The organism is Moraxella sp. ZY210820, assembly GCF_030674635.1.
Lineage (GTDB): Bacteria > Pseudomonadota > Gammaproteobacteria > Pseudomonadales > Moraxellaceae > Acinetobacter.
Genome location: NZ_CP089978.1, coordinates 1,625,666 through 1,643,352, shown reverse-complemented (window position 1 = coordinate 1,643,352; position 17,687 = coordinate 1,625,666). Strand labels below are relative to the sequence as shown.

Sequence of the window (17,687 nt, the reverse complement as noted above, 5' to 3'; positions counted from 1 at the left end):
AAAATAGAAAAGCATGATGATTATTCACCATGCTTAATCTATTAATTAGATGTGGTTTCAATTAGAAACGATACGCACCACCTAAAGTGAATGATTTGATCTCAAAATCACTTTCAATACCAAAATCAGAACTATCTAATTTTTTACGGGTAAATTCTGCACCAAGTTCAATATTATTTACAGGAACATATTTTACACCAACCCCAAAGCCATAGCCATGTAGGTCTTCTTTTGCATTTACATTTGGTTCATCATCTTTAAGATGTACATATTCATAGCTTGCTTTTACATAAGGAAGAAATTTCTCATGAAAACCTGCATAACCTAAGCGGTAGGCAACAGAAGCAGAATAACGTTGCTCTATTTTAATAGATGGAACATTAATTCGTGGAGAAGTTACGCCAGCTTTCACATCAAAGCTACTAACCAAGTCATTTTTATGTACGATACCATAAGAACCAACAACATTAGCATCAGTGATACGTTTATTTTGTGTACCAATTTGATATTCAAATACATCAAGTTCCATACCAACACTTACACCACTAAAGTTAGTATTGGCAAAAGCTGGGGCAGAACAAGCTATAGCAAGTACTAAAATAGATAATTTTTTCATCATTAAATTCCTTAAATAAGAAATAGTTAAATATTATTTATTATATTATAGTTAATATGATGTATTGTACATTTTTTGTAAATAAAAATACCACTAGAATTCTAGTGGTATTTTGTCATACCTATCAAGTGATTAGAAACGATAAGTTAAACCTACATTGATGTTGTGTCCATCACGCTCTGTTTTAATGCTATCAGCACTACGGTCAAGTTTACTATCAATATATTCTACACCTGCTTCAATATTTGGAGTAAACTTATATTTTGCACCTACACCCCAGCCAAAACCTTTAACATTTACATCACCATTATTGACACCATTGACAGTGCCTTCTAATTTAGCAACATTATAGTTCACTTTGGCATAAGGCATAAAGTTTTCATTTAAACCCGTATAACCTAAAGCATAACCTACGCTATAAGATTGTTTTTGTTCAACTTTAATATTATTGCTATCTACAATATCTACTGAACCTAAACCAACTTTTGCATCAATCGTACTGACTAAATTATTTGGGTGTGCAAAGCCATAAGAACCAACTAAATTTGCTCCAACTTCATTATCACCAGTAAATTTGATGTTGCTTTCTGATACATCGTGTTTGTTAATGCTTGCTTCAACGCCAAGACCAAAACCAGCAAAATTTCCAGCGAAAGCAGGGCTAGCTAAAGTTGCAGATGTTAAAGCGATAAGTGCAATTTTTTTCATGATAATTTCTCCGTTAGGAACTTTGGTTAAGATAGATAGAGTATCTATCGTTTCGTTGAAGTCATTTTAGGGAAAAAATATCAGAAAACTAAGGAGAAAATGTAACAAAATATTTAATCGATGTTTTAAAATAAGAAAAATCACTCATAATTCAGTGATTTTTCCTAAAAGTTAGTCCAGATTGTAACAATTCATGTAATAAATTCAAAAATTATTGAGAAATTTCTAAAATTTTCTTAAATAATTCTTTATGCTGTGGGCTGATTTGCATATGTTGTAGAACAGATAATTGGCTCATATCGCCTTGAATTTTGATTTTGCCCATCATAAAACCCATCATAGCCGCTGTCATATCACGTTCAAAAAAGATTTTACGTAATAATTCTTCGCTTAAATTGAGCGTGGTGGTGGCATTAGGGTGTAAACCTTGTACGATTTGCCCATCAGCCAGACTTAATTCGGTTATGCCTTGTGAACCATTGGTAATCAAGTTTATTTTTAAGGCTTTAATATCATTACTAATATTTAAATCACCTGCTTGCGTGGTTAATTCTGCCACTTGATTAAACCAATCTTGACTTAAAAATTGTGCCATGTTGATTCTCTTTAATCTGCCATAAAGCCTAAATTGACCACATCGAGACGATTTTTTTGTTGTTCTGGGTCTTTAAAATCAAATTCACGTTGGCTATCCAACGCTTCAAAGTCGAACAATTCACGGTCAGCCAGTTGCGATGGTGAAACATTTTGTAATGCACCAAAGATACTATGCAAACGTTTTGGGTGTTGTTTATCCCATTCACGTAACATATCATTGATAATCGCACGTTGTAAATTTTCTTGTGAGCCACACAAATTACATGGAATAATTGGGAATTTGCGTAATTCTGCATATTTAATAATATCTTTTTCTTCCACATAAGCCAGTGGGCGAATGAGAATATTTTTCTTATCTGAAGATAATAACTTTGGAGGCATTGCCTTTAAGCTACCGCCGTGAAATAAATTTAAGAAAAATGTAGCTAAAATATCATCACGATGATGTCCTAACGCCACTTTAGTTGCACCAATTTCTTGGGCAAAACCGTATAATGAACCACGTCTTAAACGAGAACACACCGCACAATAAGTTTTGCCTTCAGGTGTTAAACGTTTGGTAATACTATAAGTATCTTTTTCTAAAATATAATAAGGAATGTTATTTTCAGTCAAATACTTAGGTAAAACATCTTCAGGGAAATTCGGTTGTTTTTGGTCTAAATTGACTGCCACAACATCGAAGTTAATCGGTGCGATACGTTTAAATTGCAATAAAATATCTAATAAGGTATAGCTATCTTTACCACCAGAAATACAGACCATGACTTTATCGCCATCTTCAATCATATTAAAATCACGAATGGCGTGTCCCACCTGACGGCGTAATTTTTTCAATAATCGATAATAGGTTGAACTGGTTGGCAATTCAGGTTTAAATTGAAAGGCTTGTTCTGGTTCTACTGGTGAATACATAGGCTAGACCTTTTTAGTCAAAAAGATGTGCTATTATATTGAAATTATAATAAATAATCTAGGAGTTTTTTTGTACGGTTTTTTGCCATCGATTTAGACGTTTGCCTTGTTCTAAAGCATAATTTTTTTGTTGAGCAATATCATAAACCGCTTGAATGCGTTGCTTTGGTTTTGGGTGGCTTAAAATCCAAGTGGGTAGATTGTCAAGTTGTTCCATTTTTTCTAATTCTCGGAACGCATCAAGCATACCACCTACCGAACCATAGTAAAGATGTAGCATTTCAACCGCTTTAGCATCGGCTTGTTCTTCTAACTGACGGCTATAACGTAAACTATCGAGCTGAGTAACAGTCATTGATGCTTGATTGCCACCTGTAATGCTACTTATCACAAGACTAAATAATAAACCACGAGAACTACCACGCAATACATCACGATGTTGCACATGAGCCATTTCATGTGCAAGAATGCCAACAATCGCTTCTTCATTCGGCATTTTATTGAGCAAACCCTGATGAAACACAATATGCCCACCAAAAGTGGCATAGGCGTTAATGTCATCACTTGGGCTAATATAAATTTTGACGATATTGGCAGGTAAATCCATTTTTATCGCTAAATCATCAGCGATTTTTTGGAGTTCTGCATTTGGTTTGGCATTATCGACCATCATTTCACCGACCGAGCCAAACCAACGTTGTTCACGTTCTACATCAATCGCATAGGGTAAACTAAATACGATTGCTTCTATTGTCAAATAAATTCCTAAAATGATGATGGCAAAATATCGCAACATTCGCCATAAATCCTTGCTTGGTGATTCATGGGGAATATTGGGATTTTTGCTTTCATCAAATTCAGGAATTTCAAACTGCATGATGATATTTTCCTGCCGTACCGTAGGCTAAAACTTCAACTGTGCCAACAGCACCGCTATTTTGTGGGCTATTAATATCATCTAAACTGGAGGTTTCCAATTTTAAGTTAAAGATAACATTTGCCCCTTGCCGATGAGCTTCTTCTTTCATGCGTAAAATGGCTTCACGTCTGGCACGGTCTAGCAAGGTTTCATAGGTACGCACATTACCGCCCAAAAAGTTAGCCAACCATGCCAATAATCGTCGAAAATAATCACTTGAAACCACTACACTGCCTTTGACTAAACGCTGTTCACGAAATTCTGCAGGTGGGCGTTTGACCGATACCACAATAATATGGCGTAGAGCTTTTTCACGCTCTAAAATACTGGCATAATGCTTTTTTTCCAGATGATTACCTATAAAATAAGCCACCACCAATAAAATGAGTGGTAAAATAAATTTGATAAAAATCACTAGCCAATCAAAAAGAATACTATCCATGATTTACTCCGATTCATGCAATATTCAATCATTAACGTGATGGAAATGGAGATTGAATTGGTGCTTGTTCGAGTACCACAGCCGTACCATAGGCAAAAATTTCTGCCGCCCCTGCCGTGACCGATGATGTAGAATAACGCACATTCAATACCGCATTTGCCCCCAGTTGGCGAGCTTGCTCCATCATACGTTGTGTAGCTTCTTCACGAGATTCATTGAGCAATTCGGTATAGCCTTTTAATTCGCCACCGACTAAATTTTTCAGTCCTGCCATAAAATCTCGTCCAGCGTGTTTAGAGCGTACAGTTGAACCTTGTACTAAACCTAAATGCTTGATAATACGACAATCTGGTACATATTCAAGATTGGTTAATAGCATGATATGACTCCCATTCATTTATTTAGAATAATCAAATTGTTTAAATTAGTCTCGTTTAAAATAACATAAATTCAGACAATAAAAAAGAGCAAAATTGCTCTTTTAAATTTTATAGTTTTCTCGCTGCACCAACAGTTTCATTTAAATGTTTACGCACAGTTTCAAAAGGAAATTGTTTGGTATTCATACGTTTAGGTAAAACATAAGCCCCTTGCTGACCTTTTACATTAAAATTAATCAACATAAAGTCATCAACGTCATACCATTCATGTACATCTTTCCATGAAATTGTAGCAACACCTTCTTGCATACCTACTCGCTGACGCATCACAATACCTGTTGGCTGTACGCCTAAACGAATTCCTGTAATTTCAGGAACTGGATATTGTGCCATTTGGCGTTTGACATACCATTCTAAACCAAATTTTTTACCAAGATAAAACATTACTACCAAAACAATCGCTACCCAACAAAATACGGTAGAATAATTTTTAAGTAAAATAATGCCTAAAATCGATAGGGCAACTACACCACCCATAATGCCCCACATTAATGGCGTAAATTTATTACTTGAACGCCAAATTTTTAATTGTGCATCACGTTGTTCCTGTTCTGAAATTTCATAAGGAACTGGATTCATTGTATAGGCATAAACTGCTTTGTTACTCATGGTTTTACATATAAAATTAGAAAAATTAGATGGATTGTAACATTAAATTGCACCAATGTTAATGTTTTATTCAAAATAAATAGAGTATATTGCTAATACAATATACTCTATTTATATTTTAGGGCGTTAATGCAATTTTATAATGCAGGAATACGCAATACTTGACCTACAAAAATTTCATTCGGGTCTTTGAGCATTGGTTTGTTTGCTTCAAAAATCACAGGATATTTATTGGCATCGCCATAAAATTGTTTAGCAATTTTTGATAAATTATCGCCTGATTTTACTGTATAGAATTGGCTTTCAGGTTCAGGTGTCGCTACTGTCATTTGGTCATCAACACGAGCAACGTGATCAATATTACCAACTGCTAAAATGATTTTTTCACGGTCAGCTTGAGATTGCACTTCACCACGAAGAGTTGCTAAATCACTTTCGCTATTGTAGCTTACAGATAAACCACTGATATTTAGACCTAAAGATTGTACATGAGCCAAAAGTTTATTGGCAATTTCTTGTGCAGATGGTTCTACTGGGGTTGCTGGAGCAGGTTGTTCTACAGGTTCAGCCGTATTTTTCTTACCGATACCTTTTACAAAATCAAAAAATCCCATAATATTTCTCACTGATTAGGGGTAAACATAGTTTATATTTTAACTGATTTTTTATAGATAGAATGATGTAAATCTGTAGGTTTTAATAGGTGTTTTGTATCTATAAGGGGAGTGGGAATATGTTTTTTGTGGGTGGATAAGTTAAAAATCCATTTAAATCATGATATTAGCGTGGTTCAATGACTTGATGATTTAATGCTACAGTATTTGCTTTTTTAATTAATTTTTGGTCAAAAGTATAAAATGCTGAACATTGATAACTTTGTACCAAATGCAAGGCGTCAGCAAAATCCATACCATTGATATAATGGGATAATGCTTGTTCTAATAAAGGCTGTTTTTCAATGCTAATGTTATTTAGGCGACATAAAGCCATTAAAGCACGATAAATGTCGTCTTTGCTTAATTTATAACGTGATGATAATACCCAAACCGTTTCCAGAATAACTGTTAGAGAAATAAAACAATCTTGTTTCAATAATTGCACGGCAATTAGATGTTGCTTGTAATCTTCATTAATATACTCATTTTTAAAGAAAAATCTTACCAAGATATTGGTATCTAGGGCATTCATTTGTCATCACTCTCATCAAATAAAGTGATATGGTCTTCTACTCTAAAATCAAATAATGAACCTTCTAAAGCATCAGATTGCTCTTTGCTTAACACAAACATTCCAGCAATTTGTTCAATTAATTTCTCATCTTCTGAAGTCAATTTACTAGACTTTTTAGGTTGTACTAAAAAGCCATTATCTTGTGGTGTAATCTCAAAATCAGTTGTATCATGGCAACCAATTGATTCTAATAGTTTTTTATGAATCGGTAAATACACATAATCTGCATTAAAACTTATTGCATTCATTTGTTACTCCTTGGAATAAAATGGGCATAATTGATTATACCCATTTTATTTTGATAATTAAACGATTATTTTAAATAATCCTTTAATTTCTTCGCCTGCTCATCAGCATTACCAATATAAGTTGCTGGCGTTAATTCTGCCAAGCGTTTACGGTCAGTTTCTGCTACTTGAGATAATTCATCACTATTAACAAAATTCACCATCATTTCACGGGTCATGGCTTGTCCACGTGTTAATGCTTTGAGTTTTTCATATGGTTTTTCTACATTGTAGCGTCTCATTACCGTTTGAATTGGCTCGGCTAAAACCTCTTGAGCATTATCTAAATCTTCTGCTAAACGTTGTTCGTTTAATTCTAATTTACCAATGCCTTTTAAACACGCTTCAAAGGCAATTAAACTTTGGGCAAAACCAACGCCCATATTACGCAATACAGTACTATCAGTTAAATCACGTTGCCAACGACTAATTGGTAATTTCTCACCCAAATGAGCCAATACTGCATTAGCAATGCCTAAATTACCTTCTGAATTTTCAAAATCAATCGGATTAACTTTATGTGGCATGGTTGATGAACCAACTTCCCCTTCTTTGAGTTTTTGTTTGAAATAACCGAGAGAAATATATCCCCATACATCACGGTTAAAATCGATTAAAATAGTATTATAACGGCGTAAGCTATCAAATAATTCTGCCATATAATCGTGTGGTTCAATTTGTGTGGTATAAGGATTAAAAGTTAATCCCAAACTTTCTACAAAACTTTGTGAATGTTTTGCCCAGTTAATATTAGGATATGCCGATAAATGAGCATTATAATTACCAACAGCTCCATTAATTTTGCCGAGTAATTCAACATTTTTAAATTGTTGAATCTGACGATATAAACGATACGCCACATTTGCCATTTCTTTACCTAAAGTGGTTGGGCTGGCAGTTTGTCCGTGCGTGCGAGACAGCATAGGCACATCGCTATATTTTTCGGCTAAATTTGCGATATTATCAATAATGGCTTGCATTGATTGAATTAAAATATCACGCCCTGATTTTAACATTAAAGCGTGCGATAAATTGTTAATATCTTCTGAAGTACACGCAAAATGAATAAACTCACCTGCATTTTTTAATTCATCAATATCAGCAATTTGCTCTTTTAAAAAATATTCAACTGCTTTAACATCGTGATTGGTGGTACGTTCGATTTCTTTAATACGTTGTGCATTGTCAAGCGAGAAATTATCAATAATCGCATTTAATTTAGCATTGGTTTCTGCAGAAAATGGTTGAATTTCATTAATTTCAGGGTGATTAGCAAGAGCTTGCAACCAACGAATTTCAACTGTTATACGAGCATGGATTAAACCAAATTCAGATAAAAAAGGACGTAAGGCATCACATTTAGATGCGTAACGACCATCGAGTGGAGAGAGTGCGGTTAAAGTATTCATATGATATCCTAATGATAAAAATCGATTGTTATTATTATAACAAAATTATTATCGGCTGGTTAAATTAAGAAAATTAAAAAATAAAAATTTAGATGACATAACCTGTCACTATGTTGCGTTATTCTGTTGTGGATAGCTTAAGAACGAGTTGTAGCCCTATAGAAGGTTCAATGTCTAGGGCTTGGCAATACCACACAAATTCAACAACATCGAGACGGCGATCGCCTTCTTCGACACGTTGTACATAAGAGTGTGGGCGATTGAGGCGTTCGGCGAGTTGTCGCATGGTAAGATTATGGTTTAAGCGTTCTTGTTTTAACCAAGTGCGTAGTGTAACCATTTCTGGGCTATAGATACTTTTTGTCATGACATATATGTACGATAGTTTGACAAATTACCCAAAATGAGTACAATATATTTAAATGTATAAGTTTTATATTTATATGTTAAAATATTTAAGTGTTCCATAAAAATGGATAGTTTTATGAGTGAAAATGTAAATGAAAAATTAGCTTATCGTTTGGCAGATATGTTGTCTATGCTTTATGCAGGGGAATTATTAAGAATTGATGAGTTGGTTGAAAAATATAGTGTCAGTAAACGTACAATTCAGCGGGACATTGCTCGATTAGAGTTTTTAGATTTGGTTTATGAACAGCAAGGTTATCGTTTAAATAAAAATATGCTTGGCATGAATTTAGGATTTTCAGATGTGTATGCGTTTGCACAAATATCGGGGATTGAGTATTTATATCCAAAATTGGATTATGCTTTATTGCATGAAATAAATACTGCAAATATTTATGATGTCAAAGTTGCTGATTTTGAAGATAGCCGAATGTTAGAACGGCAAATGAAGACATTAAAACAAGCAATTCAGGCAAATTATTGTGTGCAGTTTGATTATAAACAAAAATCACGCCAAGTTGAGCCATATAAATTAGTACATCATTTGGGTTGTTGGTATTTGGCAGGTGTGGAACAAGGGCAAATCAAAACCTATCATATCAGCCGTATGAGCCATTTAGTGCCAACAAAAATTGCATTTACTCAACGGGAAAATATCTTACGAGAAATTGAGCAAGATGATAGTATTTGGTTTGGTCAGCAGAAAATCGAGGTTGTGATACAAGTTAGTACACAAGTTGCACAATATTTTAAGCAACGTCAATTATTACCTAAGCAAAATATAGTGAGAGAAATGGTCGATGGTACGTTGCTTTTATCCTGTCAAATTGGGCATAAATTGCAGTTGTTTCCAATCGTACGTTGGTGGATTCCATATCTTAAAATTGTCAGTCCAAGTGAATGGCAAGATGAGTTGGAAAGTGGGTTGAAATTTTATCTTGAAAATAAACTGGAGTAAGTGATGGAAGAAAAATCTATTTTTGAGGTCGTTGTTATTGCAACTATGAGTGCAGGTAAATCGACTGTGATTAATGCTTTAATTGGGCAGGAGTTATTACATTCAGCGAATCAAGCAACAACTGCAACAATTACACGCATTCATGATAAAGATGGCTTACCTAATTTTATTGGTAGAGCTTATTCTTATCAAAATGAATTGTTATTTGAACAAAATGTTGATGCTGAAACTTTAAAAAGTTGGAATGCTGATTCACAAATTAAACTGATTGATTTAATGGGTGATATTCAAGGGCTATATAATGATAAGGCTGAATTAGTTATTTATGATACACCAGGTCCAAATAATAGCCAAGATGATAATCATGAAGCACTCACTATGCAAGTTATTAATGATGGTAACTACGGTCTTATTCTGTATATTTTAAATGCGACTCAAATAGGAGTAAATGATGACCGCTCGTTATTGGAAAAAATAAAAGTGGCATTAGATAAAGATTCACATAAAGAAATTGTTTTTTTATTAAACAAAGCAGATTGTCTTGATGAAGAAAAAGGCGAGTCGCTAGAAACAGTAGTTAAAAATACTCAAGAATATTTACTTAATATTGGGTTTAAGAAACCTATTATTATTCCTACAGCTGCTCATTATGCGTTAATCGCACAAAAAGTTTTAAGAAATATACCATTAATGCGTTCTGAAAGAGTAGTTTTGACTAATTTATTAGAGAGTTCAAGTAATCAAATGATGATTTCCTCAATGATGCCGAATGATTTAAAATTGAAAGTCTTTAATAAATTGAATAATGTAAAAACTTCTGGTAAAGTCAAAGTAAATGGCATGACTATTGGTAAAAAACAGCTAGAAAAAGCGATGTTTAGAACAGGTTTTGGTGTGGTTCAATATGTGCTACAGCAAAAGTTATCTCAGTCTTTTTATCCCTTTAAATCATCTTAATTACACATTGGGTAAAGATGTTATTGAAATTGGCAAAATCTCGTTATTGGAGTTGAAACAATGAGTTATCAAATTCGTATTGAACACAATCCGTTTACGATTGAAACGGTTTTTAAAATTCGTCATTCAGATGAAGCAGAATGGCAACAACCAGCTATTAATTCATCATTAGCTAATTATGCTAATAAACGCTTACAACTGTGGGTAGAAAACTTCTTTGAAGAAGTGGATAAAAATGAGTTTAATGAATATGGTCAATTTGATGTTATTTTCCAAGGCGTAGAAGCGGATTATCTTGATATTCAAGCCTCTGCTGAAAAAGCAAAAGAAAAAGGAATTCATATTAACTTATCTTGGGAGCAAGCAGAAGAACCTTCTGCCCGTCTAGAGAATATTAAAGAACTCATGCAAGAAGCAAAAAATAATCCTATTTTTGCTGAAAATATCAATAATAGCCAAGAAATACAAAGTAATTTTGAAGCTGCGTTAAATCGTGATTTTGATGTGTATGTGGCTGCAACAATGAGTGCAGGTAAATCAACATTCATTAATGCGATGTTGGGTTGTGAATTGTTGCCAAATGCAAATGAAGCAACAACAGCGACTATTGCCCAAATTGTGGATAATGATACTATGCCACAGGGGGAGTTTTTCGGCGAACGTTATAATAAACAAGGTGAACTGGTTCATGAAAAGCAAATAGTCACTTTAGAAACTCTAAAAGAATGGAATGCTTTGGCGGATACCAAGTTGATTAAGCTGGAAGGTAATGTTATTGGTGTAAAAGAACGAGAAGATGTTCGCTTGGTCATTAGTGATACACCAGGACCTAATAATAGCCAAGATAGAAGCCATTGGGAAACGACCCAAAAATATATTCAAGATTCTCAACGTAATCCATTAATTTTATATATTTTAAATGGTACACAATTAGGCACCAATGATGATAAAAATGTATTGTCGATGATTGGTGAAATTATGCAAAAAGGAGGTAAACAAAGTAAAGACCGTTTTATTTTTGTAGTGAATAAAATGGATGGTTTTGATTTTGAAAAAGAAACCACGCCAGAAAAAGTGCTAGAAAATGTGCGTGCTTATTTAAGAAGTAATGGTATTGAAGAGCCTCAAGTTTATCCTGTGTCTGCACTGAATGCAGGTTTATTAAGACAGCGTCAAGATGGTAAAGCATTGACTCGTACCGAACAGCAATCATTAAGTGCTTGGGAATATTTATGCTTACCAGATGGTGATTATCAGGGAATTGATTTTGTAGAATATATGCCTCTTACCAGTAGTTCAAAAGCACATTTGGCCACGCGTAAACTTATGCCTGCGGAACATCGTACTGGTATTCCTTCGATTGAAGTGATGATTGATGAATATATCAATAAGTACAATTTACCAAATCGTGTGAATCGTGCGTATATGGCATTGAAAACAGCGATTGAAATTAGTTCAAATGAACAAGCCTTGATTGCATCTTTAAACCTTAATCGTGATGAGTTAGATAAGGTTGCAGAGATTTTATCTAATCTAAAAAATAGTGAAAGCATTAAAAATAATGCAAAAGGTAAGATTGATCGTTTATTAAATGATGATAAACTTCTATACTCATCTGATATTATTCAACAAATTGATGAGCAAGAGGCATCAATTCGTACCATGTTACGAGAGTTTAGCAATCAATTTTATGGTAAACAAAGTAAAAATGTGGGGCAAGGTAAATTAGATACTCTTGAGAGAGATATTCATTTTAAATATGATAGTCTTACTAATATTTTTGACAATTTAGTTAAAGAAACGCAAAAATATGCCAAAATTAAATTGAAAGAAATTTTTGAAGAGTTTAATAATGAATTGTTTGCAGGACAAGAGTTTAGTGGATTGCCTTTACCTGTATTAGATGGTCTAAAACATCGCATGGCTAGTTTTGAAATTTCATTATCGGGTAGTGAAATTAAAACAAATATTCAGACAAAAACGAAGAAGGTACGCACAGAAACTAAAAGTGATGCAACTTGGTATAAACCTTGGACATGGTTGAGTACAAAAGAGGTTGATGTATATGAAGCTTATACAATTGAAGAAGAGTATGTGATTTTGGAAGAGCTGTTTAGTACCCGAGAGCCTGCAATTCGTCAGCAGTTTGATGGATTAATACGTTCTGCTAAAGAAAAAATTCAAGCTGATACTGAAAAGTATGTAGCACAGTTTAAAGATTTTCTGACTGAAGAGTTTGATAAGGTAATGAAAGAAATCTTGACAGATTTAGCGCAAAAGACTCAAGATAAAGCAGCACTTGAAGCTGAGATTGAAGTTGCGAATCAAAAATTAGCAGAAATCCAGCAATTTAAGCAAAAACTTGACCAAATTATTGCATTGTAAAGGTGAAAATATGAAAACACAATTTTTGAATAATCTTAAAAATGGGCAGATTTCTGCCCAACAAAATCAAGCAGAATTACAACAGCTTGCAGATACTGACTTTGTTCCAATCGAGGAACATATTAAGGCTGAATTGAAAAGCAAGGTTTATTGGGTCAGTGATTATTTTTATACAAAACTTAATGTGTTAAATTACCATTTTTCAAAAGAATTATGTGAACATATTATTGAAGTAAAGCATAAACTACAAAACACGGGCGAAAAGGGTTTTGATATTATGAATTTAAGTCAATCAACAGTAGCATTATCTCAATCATCACAGCAACAAACAATGTCTGTAGATTTGAGTAATTATCAAGTGAAAGATTCATTAAATACTCATTTACAACAGAAAAATATGTCTGCGGTGCGTGCATTTTTAATGAGTGAGTTGAATAATCAGCGTGTAAGTATTGAATATCTGATTCAAACAGTATTTTTTGTAGAAAATAAGTTACCTGAAGTGTTTGAAGAGTATAAAACCAGTGCTTTTATTGCCGAGATAAATCAAGATGAAAGTTCGTGGAATGCTTATTATTTTGATAAACAGCAAAATGATTTAAATCAAAATTTTGCTATAGAACGTTTTATGCATCTTATTAATGTACGCGAAACGTTGATGAAAAATGGCGATTCACAGTTTCAACAAATTGAAGCAAGTCCAATCAAACCAGAGCAAACAGCATTACCAAAAGTTGATTCTCAGCAAAAAGAATCATCAAATCAAAATACAACACATACAGCTCCATCTGACCAAGACAAAGGTAGTAATTGGCGTGTATGGGCAGCTATTATCGTGGCTGGTGGTGTAGCATTAATTACTTTGTACAAGTTGTTAAAGTAGAGGTGTAGAATGAATCAGCAAATGTTAAAAAGTGAAGAAATACAAATTCGTCAAAATGCATTAGCAACTTTGCAAAATGGACATGAGTTGCTAAATAAAAGTTATTTGGCAAATATGGGACAATTTGAAATACAATCTTTGGAACATTCTCCAAAAGATAAAACGCAATTTGCAACTGATGTGCGTATATTTAAAATTGAACGAATTGTATTAGAAAATAAGCAGTCAGTATTGGAAAGTATGACTGCTGCTTATACTGCACTTGGTACAGCGGGTTACTCAGTATTCTTGCTATTACAAGGAACAGGTACTCAAACCAATGTATATCTTGGTGTGCGTGGGCAGGCAGGTAAAATTCAAGGTAATACGATTGCTAATTTGGTAGAAAAAACCTTTAAAGGGCATTTTTCTGGTAGTCAATTGAATATGCTGAAAGGTGTACAAAGCGAAGCTATCATTAAGCAATTAACAGCACAAACGGATTGTGCCGTTACAGCTGTAACAGGTGTTCCTTCTTTGTCAGTACAAGAGCGTGAACATTTTATGCAAGGCTTGGAGCATTTTATTGATGCAGCTGAAGGGCGTGAATATACTGCCATGATTTTAGCAGAGCCTGTAGGTAGCCAGCAATTAGATATGATACAAGCAGGCTATGAGATAACAGCAACGCATTTATCTCCATTGCAAAAGCAAACGCTATCTTTTGGTGAGAATGAAAGTGATAGTGTAGGCTTAAGTATTAGTCAGGGTATTAGTCAGGCTCTTGGTGTGAGTTTGGGTTTAACTGAAACACATGGGACATCAGAAAGCACAACTAGCACTATTACTAATGGCACATCAGAAAGTCGTAGCAATACGGTTACTCATGGTACATCAGATAGCACATCTGGTAAATCTACATTGGGGAAAATTGGTACTTTGGGGTTAGCAGGTATTGGCTTAGCAATAGGTGGTCCAGCAGGTGGATTACTTGCCTTAGCAGGCAATACTTTATTTGACACACATAGTAAAAGTACATCGTATTCAAATAGTACAGGTACAACAACTGGCACATCCTATTCTGAAAGTACGGGTACAACAACAGGTACTTCCTATAGCACCGCCCAATCAAAAACGACAACTGATACCCACACAACAAGCACTAATGATACAAGAAGTCTTAATAAAACTACAGGTACAAACCGCCAAGTCACCCTGGAAATGACGGATAAGCAAATTGAACAAATGCTTAAAAAAATTGATCAGCAATTAGAGCGTGTCAATGAAGCTCGTCGTTACGGGGCATGGCAAACAGCGGCTTATTTTGTAGGAGACAGTATTGCTTCATCACAGTCACTTGCAAGTATTTTTTTAGGATTAATGCGTGGTGCCAAGTCTAATAGCGAAAATTTTGCCTTAACGACTTGGGATAGCGAAGAGCAAAAATCTAAAAATATTTTGCAATGGTTAGGCAATTTATCGCACCCACGCCTAAAAGCAGATGCTTATAAACAATTAGATGTGAGTTATTTGACACCAGCGATATTAGTTTCAGGTAAGGAAATGGCAATGCAATTGGCTTTACCACGTCGTTCAACTTCTACTGTAACAGTGGTGGAAGCTGTACCGTTTGGTCGCCGCATTCAAAGTACAAACTTGTTTAATTCATCGCCAAATCGTACAATTGAACTTGGGCAAATTCATCATTTATGGACAGATTTACCACAAAAAGTAACGCTTGATGTGGATAAATTATCAGGACATTTATTTATTACAGGAGCAACAGGCTCTGGTAAGAGTAATACGGTTTATCATTTATTAAATGAACTCAATAAGCAAGAGATTAAATTTTTAATTATTGAGCCTGCCAAAGGTGAATACAAACATGTTTTTGGTAATCGTTCCGATGTTAAAGTATTTGGCACCAATCCAAATATGAGCGATTTACTAAAAATCAACCCATTTAAATTCCCAAGTACAGGTCATAATCCAATTCATGTACTCGAACATATTGACCGTTTGATTGAAATTTTTAGTATGTGTTGGTCGATGTATGATGCAATGCCAGCCATGCTAAAACAAGCACTATTAAAGGCTTATGAATTAAGTGGTTGGGATTTGGATAATTCTGTCAATTATTATGATAATGCTTTATTCCCAAGTTTTGTTGATTTATTGCAATGCTTGGAAAGCGAAATTGAAAAGTCTAATTATTCTGCCGAAGTAAAGAGTAATTATAAAGGTGCGTTGATTACTCGTGTTGCGTCATTAACAACAGGGCTAAATAAGCAATTATTTAGTGCTGATGAAATTGATGATAACATTTTATTTGATGAAAATGTGATTGTTGATTTGAGTCGTGTCGGTTCACAAGAAACCAAATCTTTGATTATGGGGATTTTGGTATTGCGTTTAAATGAGTACCGTATGGTGAATGCAGTTCAAATGAATACACCACTTAAGCATATCACAGTTTTGGAAGAGGCTCATAATTTATTAAAAAATCATACCACTCATAGCGAACATGGTTCCAATATTGCAAGTAAATCGGTAGAATTATTAAGCAATGCGATTGCTGAAATGCGAACTTTTGGTGAAGGGTTTATTATTGCTGACCAATCGCCAAATGAGGTGGATATTTCCGCCATTCGTAATACTAATACCAAAATAATCATGCGATTACCTGATGAAGCTGATTATCAGTTAATTGGTAAAGCATCAGGACTAACAGATGAACAATTACCTGAAATTGCCAAATTACCGCAAGGTGTGGCTGTCATTTATCAAAATGATTGGTTAGAGCCTATTTTGTGTAAGGTGTCGCATTATCATCAATTAAATGAAACGTATTATTACCAAAAATCAATTAATGAATATTTGGATATTAAAGTCTTTAACCAAAATTTAGCAAGGTTGATTTTTAATGCTGAGAATGTTGATTTGATGTTTTTAGAGAAAAACATTGATAAAGTTGTTTTATCAAGTAAATATAAGATTTCTTTAAAAACAGCTATTAAAAAAGTACAGAAAAACCAACCAATTTCAATTTGGTCAAATGAAGTAGATAAAACCAATTTGTTATTATCAATCATTGGTATGCGAGAGAATATTATTGAGATATTCGCTCAGAATAAATCAATAAATTCTTTTAGTTATGATTTAAATGGGATATTAGTTCGCTATTTTGATAATATTAATGAACAAGTCATTGTATTATTAAAAGATGAATTAACTAATATGTTTCGTAAAGTGAAAGGGCTATGATATGATAGAAAGTTTAGTAGCTACTGTAAAAGAACTGCCAAAAACACTTGAACAATCAACAGGTGATTTTTTGGAGCGTTTTGGTAAAGATGAAAAATGGGTTGAATCTATTGATGATACTGTAGAGTTTGTTAAAGAATCTACCACTGTTGAAAAAAAGACTATTTCAACAGAGTATGAAAATATAGATTTGACTGATTCTTCTCAGTATCTTGATAGTGAATCATCCCAACTAACTCCATTATCAGATGAAATGAAGGATACCTTAAAAGAAGAAGGTTATTCTGATAATGTTATTGAAAAAATTGGTAGTGAAGAAGAAGCTAAAATTTACCTAGATGCTGATGTAGAGCCAACAGTGATTAATGGTAAAGATGTTTTAGTTAAAACAAACATAGATTTGGAACAAAAAGATGGCTTTGGTCAAACCAATTTGGAGCGTATGCAACAAGGTAAAGCCCCATTAGATCAAAATGGTAAACCTTATGAACTACATCATATTGGTCAAAATAAAGATTCGCCTTTAGCTGAATTGACGCAACAAGAGCATCGTGGCAAAGGCAATGATACGATTTTGCATGATAAGCAAAAAGAGAGCGAGATAGACAGACAAGAGTTTTCCAAAGAAAAAGCTGAACATTGGAAAGCAAGAGCTATGCAATCAACAACTAATCAGTAATG

Annotated in this window: 19 protein-coding genes; 6 read left to right on the top strand and 13 right to left on the bottom strand. The window is 34.0% G+C overall.

Translation table 11 applies throughout. The features are described from left to right. Window positions 1-61: 61 nt before the first annotated feature. From LU301_RS08145 to LU301_RS08085, 13 genes are all read right to left on the bottom strand, one after another. Window positions 62-616: a porin family protein gene (locus LU301_RS08145; RefSeq protein WP_305269631.1), complete on the bottom strand. Its 555-nt coding sequence runs from the start codon at window positions 614-616 to the stop codon at window positions 62-64. Between the two features lie 132 nt (window positions 617-748). Beyond that, the gene (locus LU301_RS08140) at window positions 749-1,324 is read right to left on the bottom strand and encodes a porin family protein (RefSeq protein ID WP_305269628.1); all 576 of its coding nucleotides are present in this window, start codon (window positions 1,322-1,324) and stop codon (window positions 749-751) included. Between the two features lie 211 nt (window positions 1,325-1,535). Next, window positions 1,536-1,919, bottom strand: coding sequence for an SCP2 sterol-binding domain-containing protein (locus LU301_RS08135; RefSeq protein ID WP_305269627.1), 384 nt, complete (start codon window positions 1,917-1,919; stop codon window positions 1,536-1,538). An 11-nt stretch (window positions 1,920-1,930) separates the two neighbouring features. Next, window positions 1,931-2,836 carry a tRNA 2-thiocytidine(32) synthetase TtcA gene (ttcA, locus tag LU301_RS08130; RefSeq protein WP_305269624.1) on the bottom strand — a complete coding sequence of 302 codons (906 nt, stop codon included), beginning with the start codon at window positions 2,834-2,836 and terminating at the stop codon, window positions 1,931-1,933. A 58-nt stretch (window positions 2,837-2,894) separates the two neighbouring features. Further along, window positions 2,895-3,713, bottom strand: a complete 819-nt coding sequence (locus LU301_RS08125) for a M48 family metallopeptidase (protein WP_305269621.1) — start codon at window positions 3,711-3,713, stop codon at window positions 2,895-2,897. Beyond that, window positions 3,703-4,197: a YbjQ family protein gene (locus LU301_RS08120; RefSeq protein WP_305269618.1), complete on the bottom strand. Its 495-nt coding sequence runs from the start codon at window positions 4,195-4,197 to the stop codon at window positions 3,703-3,705. Before LU301_RS08120 ends, LU301_RS08125 begins: the two co-directional genes overlap by 11 nt. 31 nt (window positions 4,198-4,228) lie before the next feature. Continuing rightward, a complete protein-coding gene (locus tag LU301_RS08115) occupies window positions 4,229-4,576 on the bottom strand; it encodes a YbjQ family protein (RefSeq protein ID WP_305269615.1) in 348 nt (115 codons plus the stop codon). A 109-nt stretch (window positions 4,577-4,685) separates the two neighbouring features. Continuing rightward, a complete protein-coding gene (locus LU301_RS08110) occupies window positions 4,686-5,246 on the bottom strand; it encodes a hypothetical protein (protein ID WP_305269613.1) in 561 nt (186 codons plus the stop codon). 137 nt (window positions 5,247-5,383) lie between these two features. After that, on the bottom strand, window positions 5,384-5,860 hold the full coding sequence (gene lysM, locus LU301_RS08105; protein WP_305269611.1) for a peptidoglycan-binding protein LysM: 477 nt from the start codon (window positions 5,858-5,860) through the stop codon (window positions 5,384-5,386). 166 nt (window positions 5,861-6,026) lie between these two features. Next, the gene (locus LU301_RS08100; RefSeq protein ID WP_305269609.1) at window positions 6,027-6,434 is read right to left on the bottom strand and encodes a type II toxin-antitoxin system VapC family toxin; all 408 of its coding nucleotides are present in this window, start codon (window positions 6,432-6,434) and stop codon (window positions 6,027-6,029) included. Then, the gene (locus LU301_RS08095; RefSeq protein WP_305269608.1) at window positions 6,431-6,724 is read right to left on the bottom strand and encodes a hypothetical protein; all 294 of its coding nucleotides are present in this window, start codon (window positions 6,722-6,724) and stop codon (window positions 6,431-6,433) included. The genes LU301_RS08100 and LU301_RS08095 overlap by 4 nt, the downstream gene beginning before the upstream one ends. 65 nt (window positions 6,725-6,789) lie before the next feature. Continuing rightward, the gene (purB, locus tag LU301_RS08090) at window positions 6,790-8,172 is read right to left on the bottom strand and encodes an adenylosuccinate lyase (RefSeq protein WP_305269606.1); all 1,383 of its coding nucleotides are present in this window, start codon (window positions 8,170-8,172) and stop codon (window positions 6,790-6,792) included. Between the two features lie 118 nt (window positions 8,173-8,290). Next, complete coding sequence (locus LU301_RS08085) at window positions 8,291-8,539, bottom strand: helix-turn-helix domain-containing protein (RefSeq protein WP_305269604.1); 249 nt, start codon at window positions 8,537-8,539, stop codon at window positions 8,291-8,293. Between the two features lie 117 nt (window positions 8,540-8,656). Between LU301_RS08085 and LU301_RS08080 the strand changes: the two genes are divergently transcribed. From LU301_RS08080 to LU301_RS08055, 6 genes are read left to right on the top strand one after another with little or no spacing between them, the layout of a single operon-like run. Beyond that, window positions 8,657-9,538 carry a helix-turn-helix transcriptional regulator gene (locus LU301_RS08080; RefSeq protein ID WP_305269601.1) on the top strand — a complete coding sequence of 294 codons (882 nt, stop codon included), beginning with the start codon at window positions 8,657-8,659 and terminating at the stop codon, window positions 9,536-9,538. A gap of 3 nt (window positions 9,539-9,541) precedes the next feature. Further along, window positions 9,542-10,495 (top strand): dynamin family protein, encoded by a 954-nt coding sequence (locus tag LU301_RS08075; protein WP_305269599.1) that lies wholly within the window; start codon window positions 9,542-9,544, stop codon window positions 10,493-10,495. A 60-nt stretch (window positions 10,496-10,555) separates the two neighbouring features. Further along, window positions 10,556-12,880: a dynamin family protein gene (locus LU301_RS08070; RefSeq protein WP_305269597.1), complete on the top strand. Its 2,325-nt coding sequence runs from the start codon at window positions 10,556-10,558 to the stop codon at window positions 12,878-12,880. A 10-nt stretch (window positions 12,881-12,890) separates the two neighbouring features. Beyond that, window positions 12,891-13,763 carry a hypothetical protein gene (locus tag LU301_RS08065; protein WP_305269596.1) on the top strand — a complete coding sequence of 291 codons (873 nt, stop codon included), beginning with the start codon at window positions 12,891-12,893 and terminating at the stop codon, window positions 13,761-13,763. Between the two features lie 9 nt (window positions 13,764-13,772). Beyond that, complete coding sequence (locus LU301_RS08060) at window positions 13,773-17,006, top strand: ATPase, T2SS/T4P/T4SS family (protein WP_305269595.1); 3,234 nt, start codon at window positions 13,773-13,775, stop codon at window positions 17,004-17,006. Between the two features lies 1 nt (window position 17,007). Continuing rightward, window positions 17,008-17,685 (top strand): HNH/ENDO VII family nuclease, encoded by a 678-nt coding sequence (locus tag LU301_RS08055; protein WP_305269593.1) that lies wholly within the window; start codon window positions 17,008-17,010, stop codon window positions 17,683-17,685. The last annotated feature ends 2 nt before the right edge of the window (window positions 17,686-17,687 follow it).

What these genes read in the sequence shown, in the direction of transcription:
- LU301_RS08055 (WP_305269593.1), top strand. Translation starts at nt 17,008, where the DNA reads ATGATAGAAAGTTTAGTAGCTACTGTAAAAGAACTGCCAAAAACACTT.
- LU301_RS08070 (WP_305269597.1), top strand. Translation starts at nt 10,556, where the DNA reads ATGAGTTATCAAATTCGTATTGAACACAATCCGTTTACGATTGAAACG.
- LU301_RS08075 (WP_305269599.1), top strand. Translation starts at nt 9,542, where the DNA reads ATGGAAGAAAAATCTATTTTTGAGGTCGTTGTTATTGCAACTATGAGT.
- LU301_RS08095 (WP_305269608.1), bottom strand. Translation starts at nt 6,724, where the DNA reads ATGAATGCAATAAGTTTTAATGCAGATTATGTGTATTTACCGATTCAT.
- LU301_RS08085 (WP_305269604.1), bottom strand. Translation starts at nt 8,539, where the DNA reads ATGACAAAAAGTATCTATAGCCCAGAAATGGTTACACTACGCACTTGG.
- LU301_RS08100 (WP_305269609.1), bottom strand. Translation starts at nt 6,434, where the DNA reads ATGAATGCCCTAGATACCAATATCTTGGTAAGATTTTTCTTTAAAAAT.
- LU301_RS08140 (WP_305269628.1), bottom strand. Translation starts at nt 1,324, where the DNA reads ATGAAAAAAATTGCACTTATCGCTTTAACATCTGCAACTTTAGCTAGC.
- LU301_RS08115 (WP_305269615.1), bottom strand. Translation starts at nt 4,576, where the DNA reads ATGCTATTAACCAATCTTGAATATGTACCAGATTGTCGTATTATCAAG.
- ttcA (WP_305269624.1), bottom strand. Translation starts at nt 2,836, where the DNA reads ATGTATTCACCAGTAGAACCAGAACAAGCCTTTCAATTTAAACCTGAA.
- LU301_RS08060 (WP_305269595.1), top strand. Translation starts at nt 13,773, where the DNA reads ATGAATCAGCAAATGTTAAAAAGTGAAGAAATACAAATTCGTCAAAAT.
- LU301_RS08065 (WP_305269596.1), top strand. Translation starts at nt 12,891, where the DNA reads ATGAAAACACAATTTTTGAATAATCTTAAAAATGGGCAGATTTCTGCC.
- LU301_RS08145 (WP_305269631.1), bottom strand. Translation starts at nt 616, where the DNA reads ATGAAAAAATTATCTATTTTAGTACTTGCTATAGCTTGTTCTGCCCCA.
- LU301_RS08135 (WP_305269627.1), bottom strand. Translation starts at nt 1,919, where the DNA reads ATGGCACAATTTTTAAGTCAAGATTGGTTTAATCAAGTGGCAGAATTA.
- LU301_RS08080 (WP_305269601.1), top strand. Translation starts at nt 8,657, where the DNA reads ATGAGTGAAAATGTAAATGAAAAATTAGCTTATCGTTTGGCAGATATG.
- LU301_RS08120 (WP_305269618.1), bottom strand. Translation starts at nt 4,197, where the DNA reads ATGGATAGTATTCTTTTTGATTGGCTAGTGATTTTTATCAAATTTATT.
- purB (WP_305269606.1), bottom strand. Translation starts at nt 8,172, where the DNA reads ATGAATACTTTAACCGCACTCTCTCCACTCGATGGTCGTTACGCATCT.
- lysM (WP_305269611.1), bottom strand. Translation starts at nt 5,860, where the DNA reads ATGGGATTTTTTGATTTTGTAAAAGGTATCGGTAAGAAAAATACGGCT.
- LU301_RS08110 (WP_305269613.1), bottom strand. Translation starts at nt 5,246, where the DNA reads ATGAGTAACAAAGCAGTTTATGCCTATACAATGAATCCAGTTCCTTAT.
- LU301_RS08125 (WP_305269621.1), bottom strand. Translation starts at nt 3,713, where the DNA reads ATGCAGTTTGAAATTCCTGAATTTGATGAAAGCAAAAATCCCAATATT.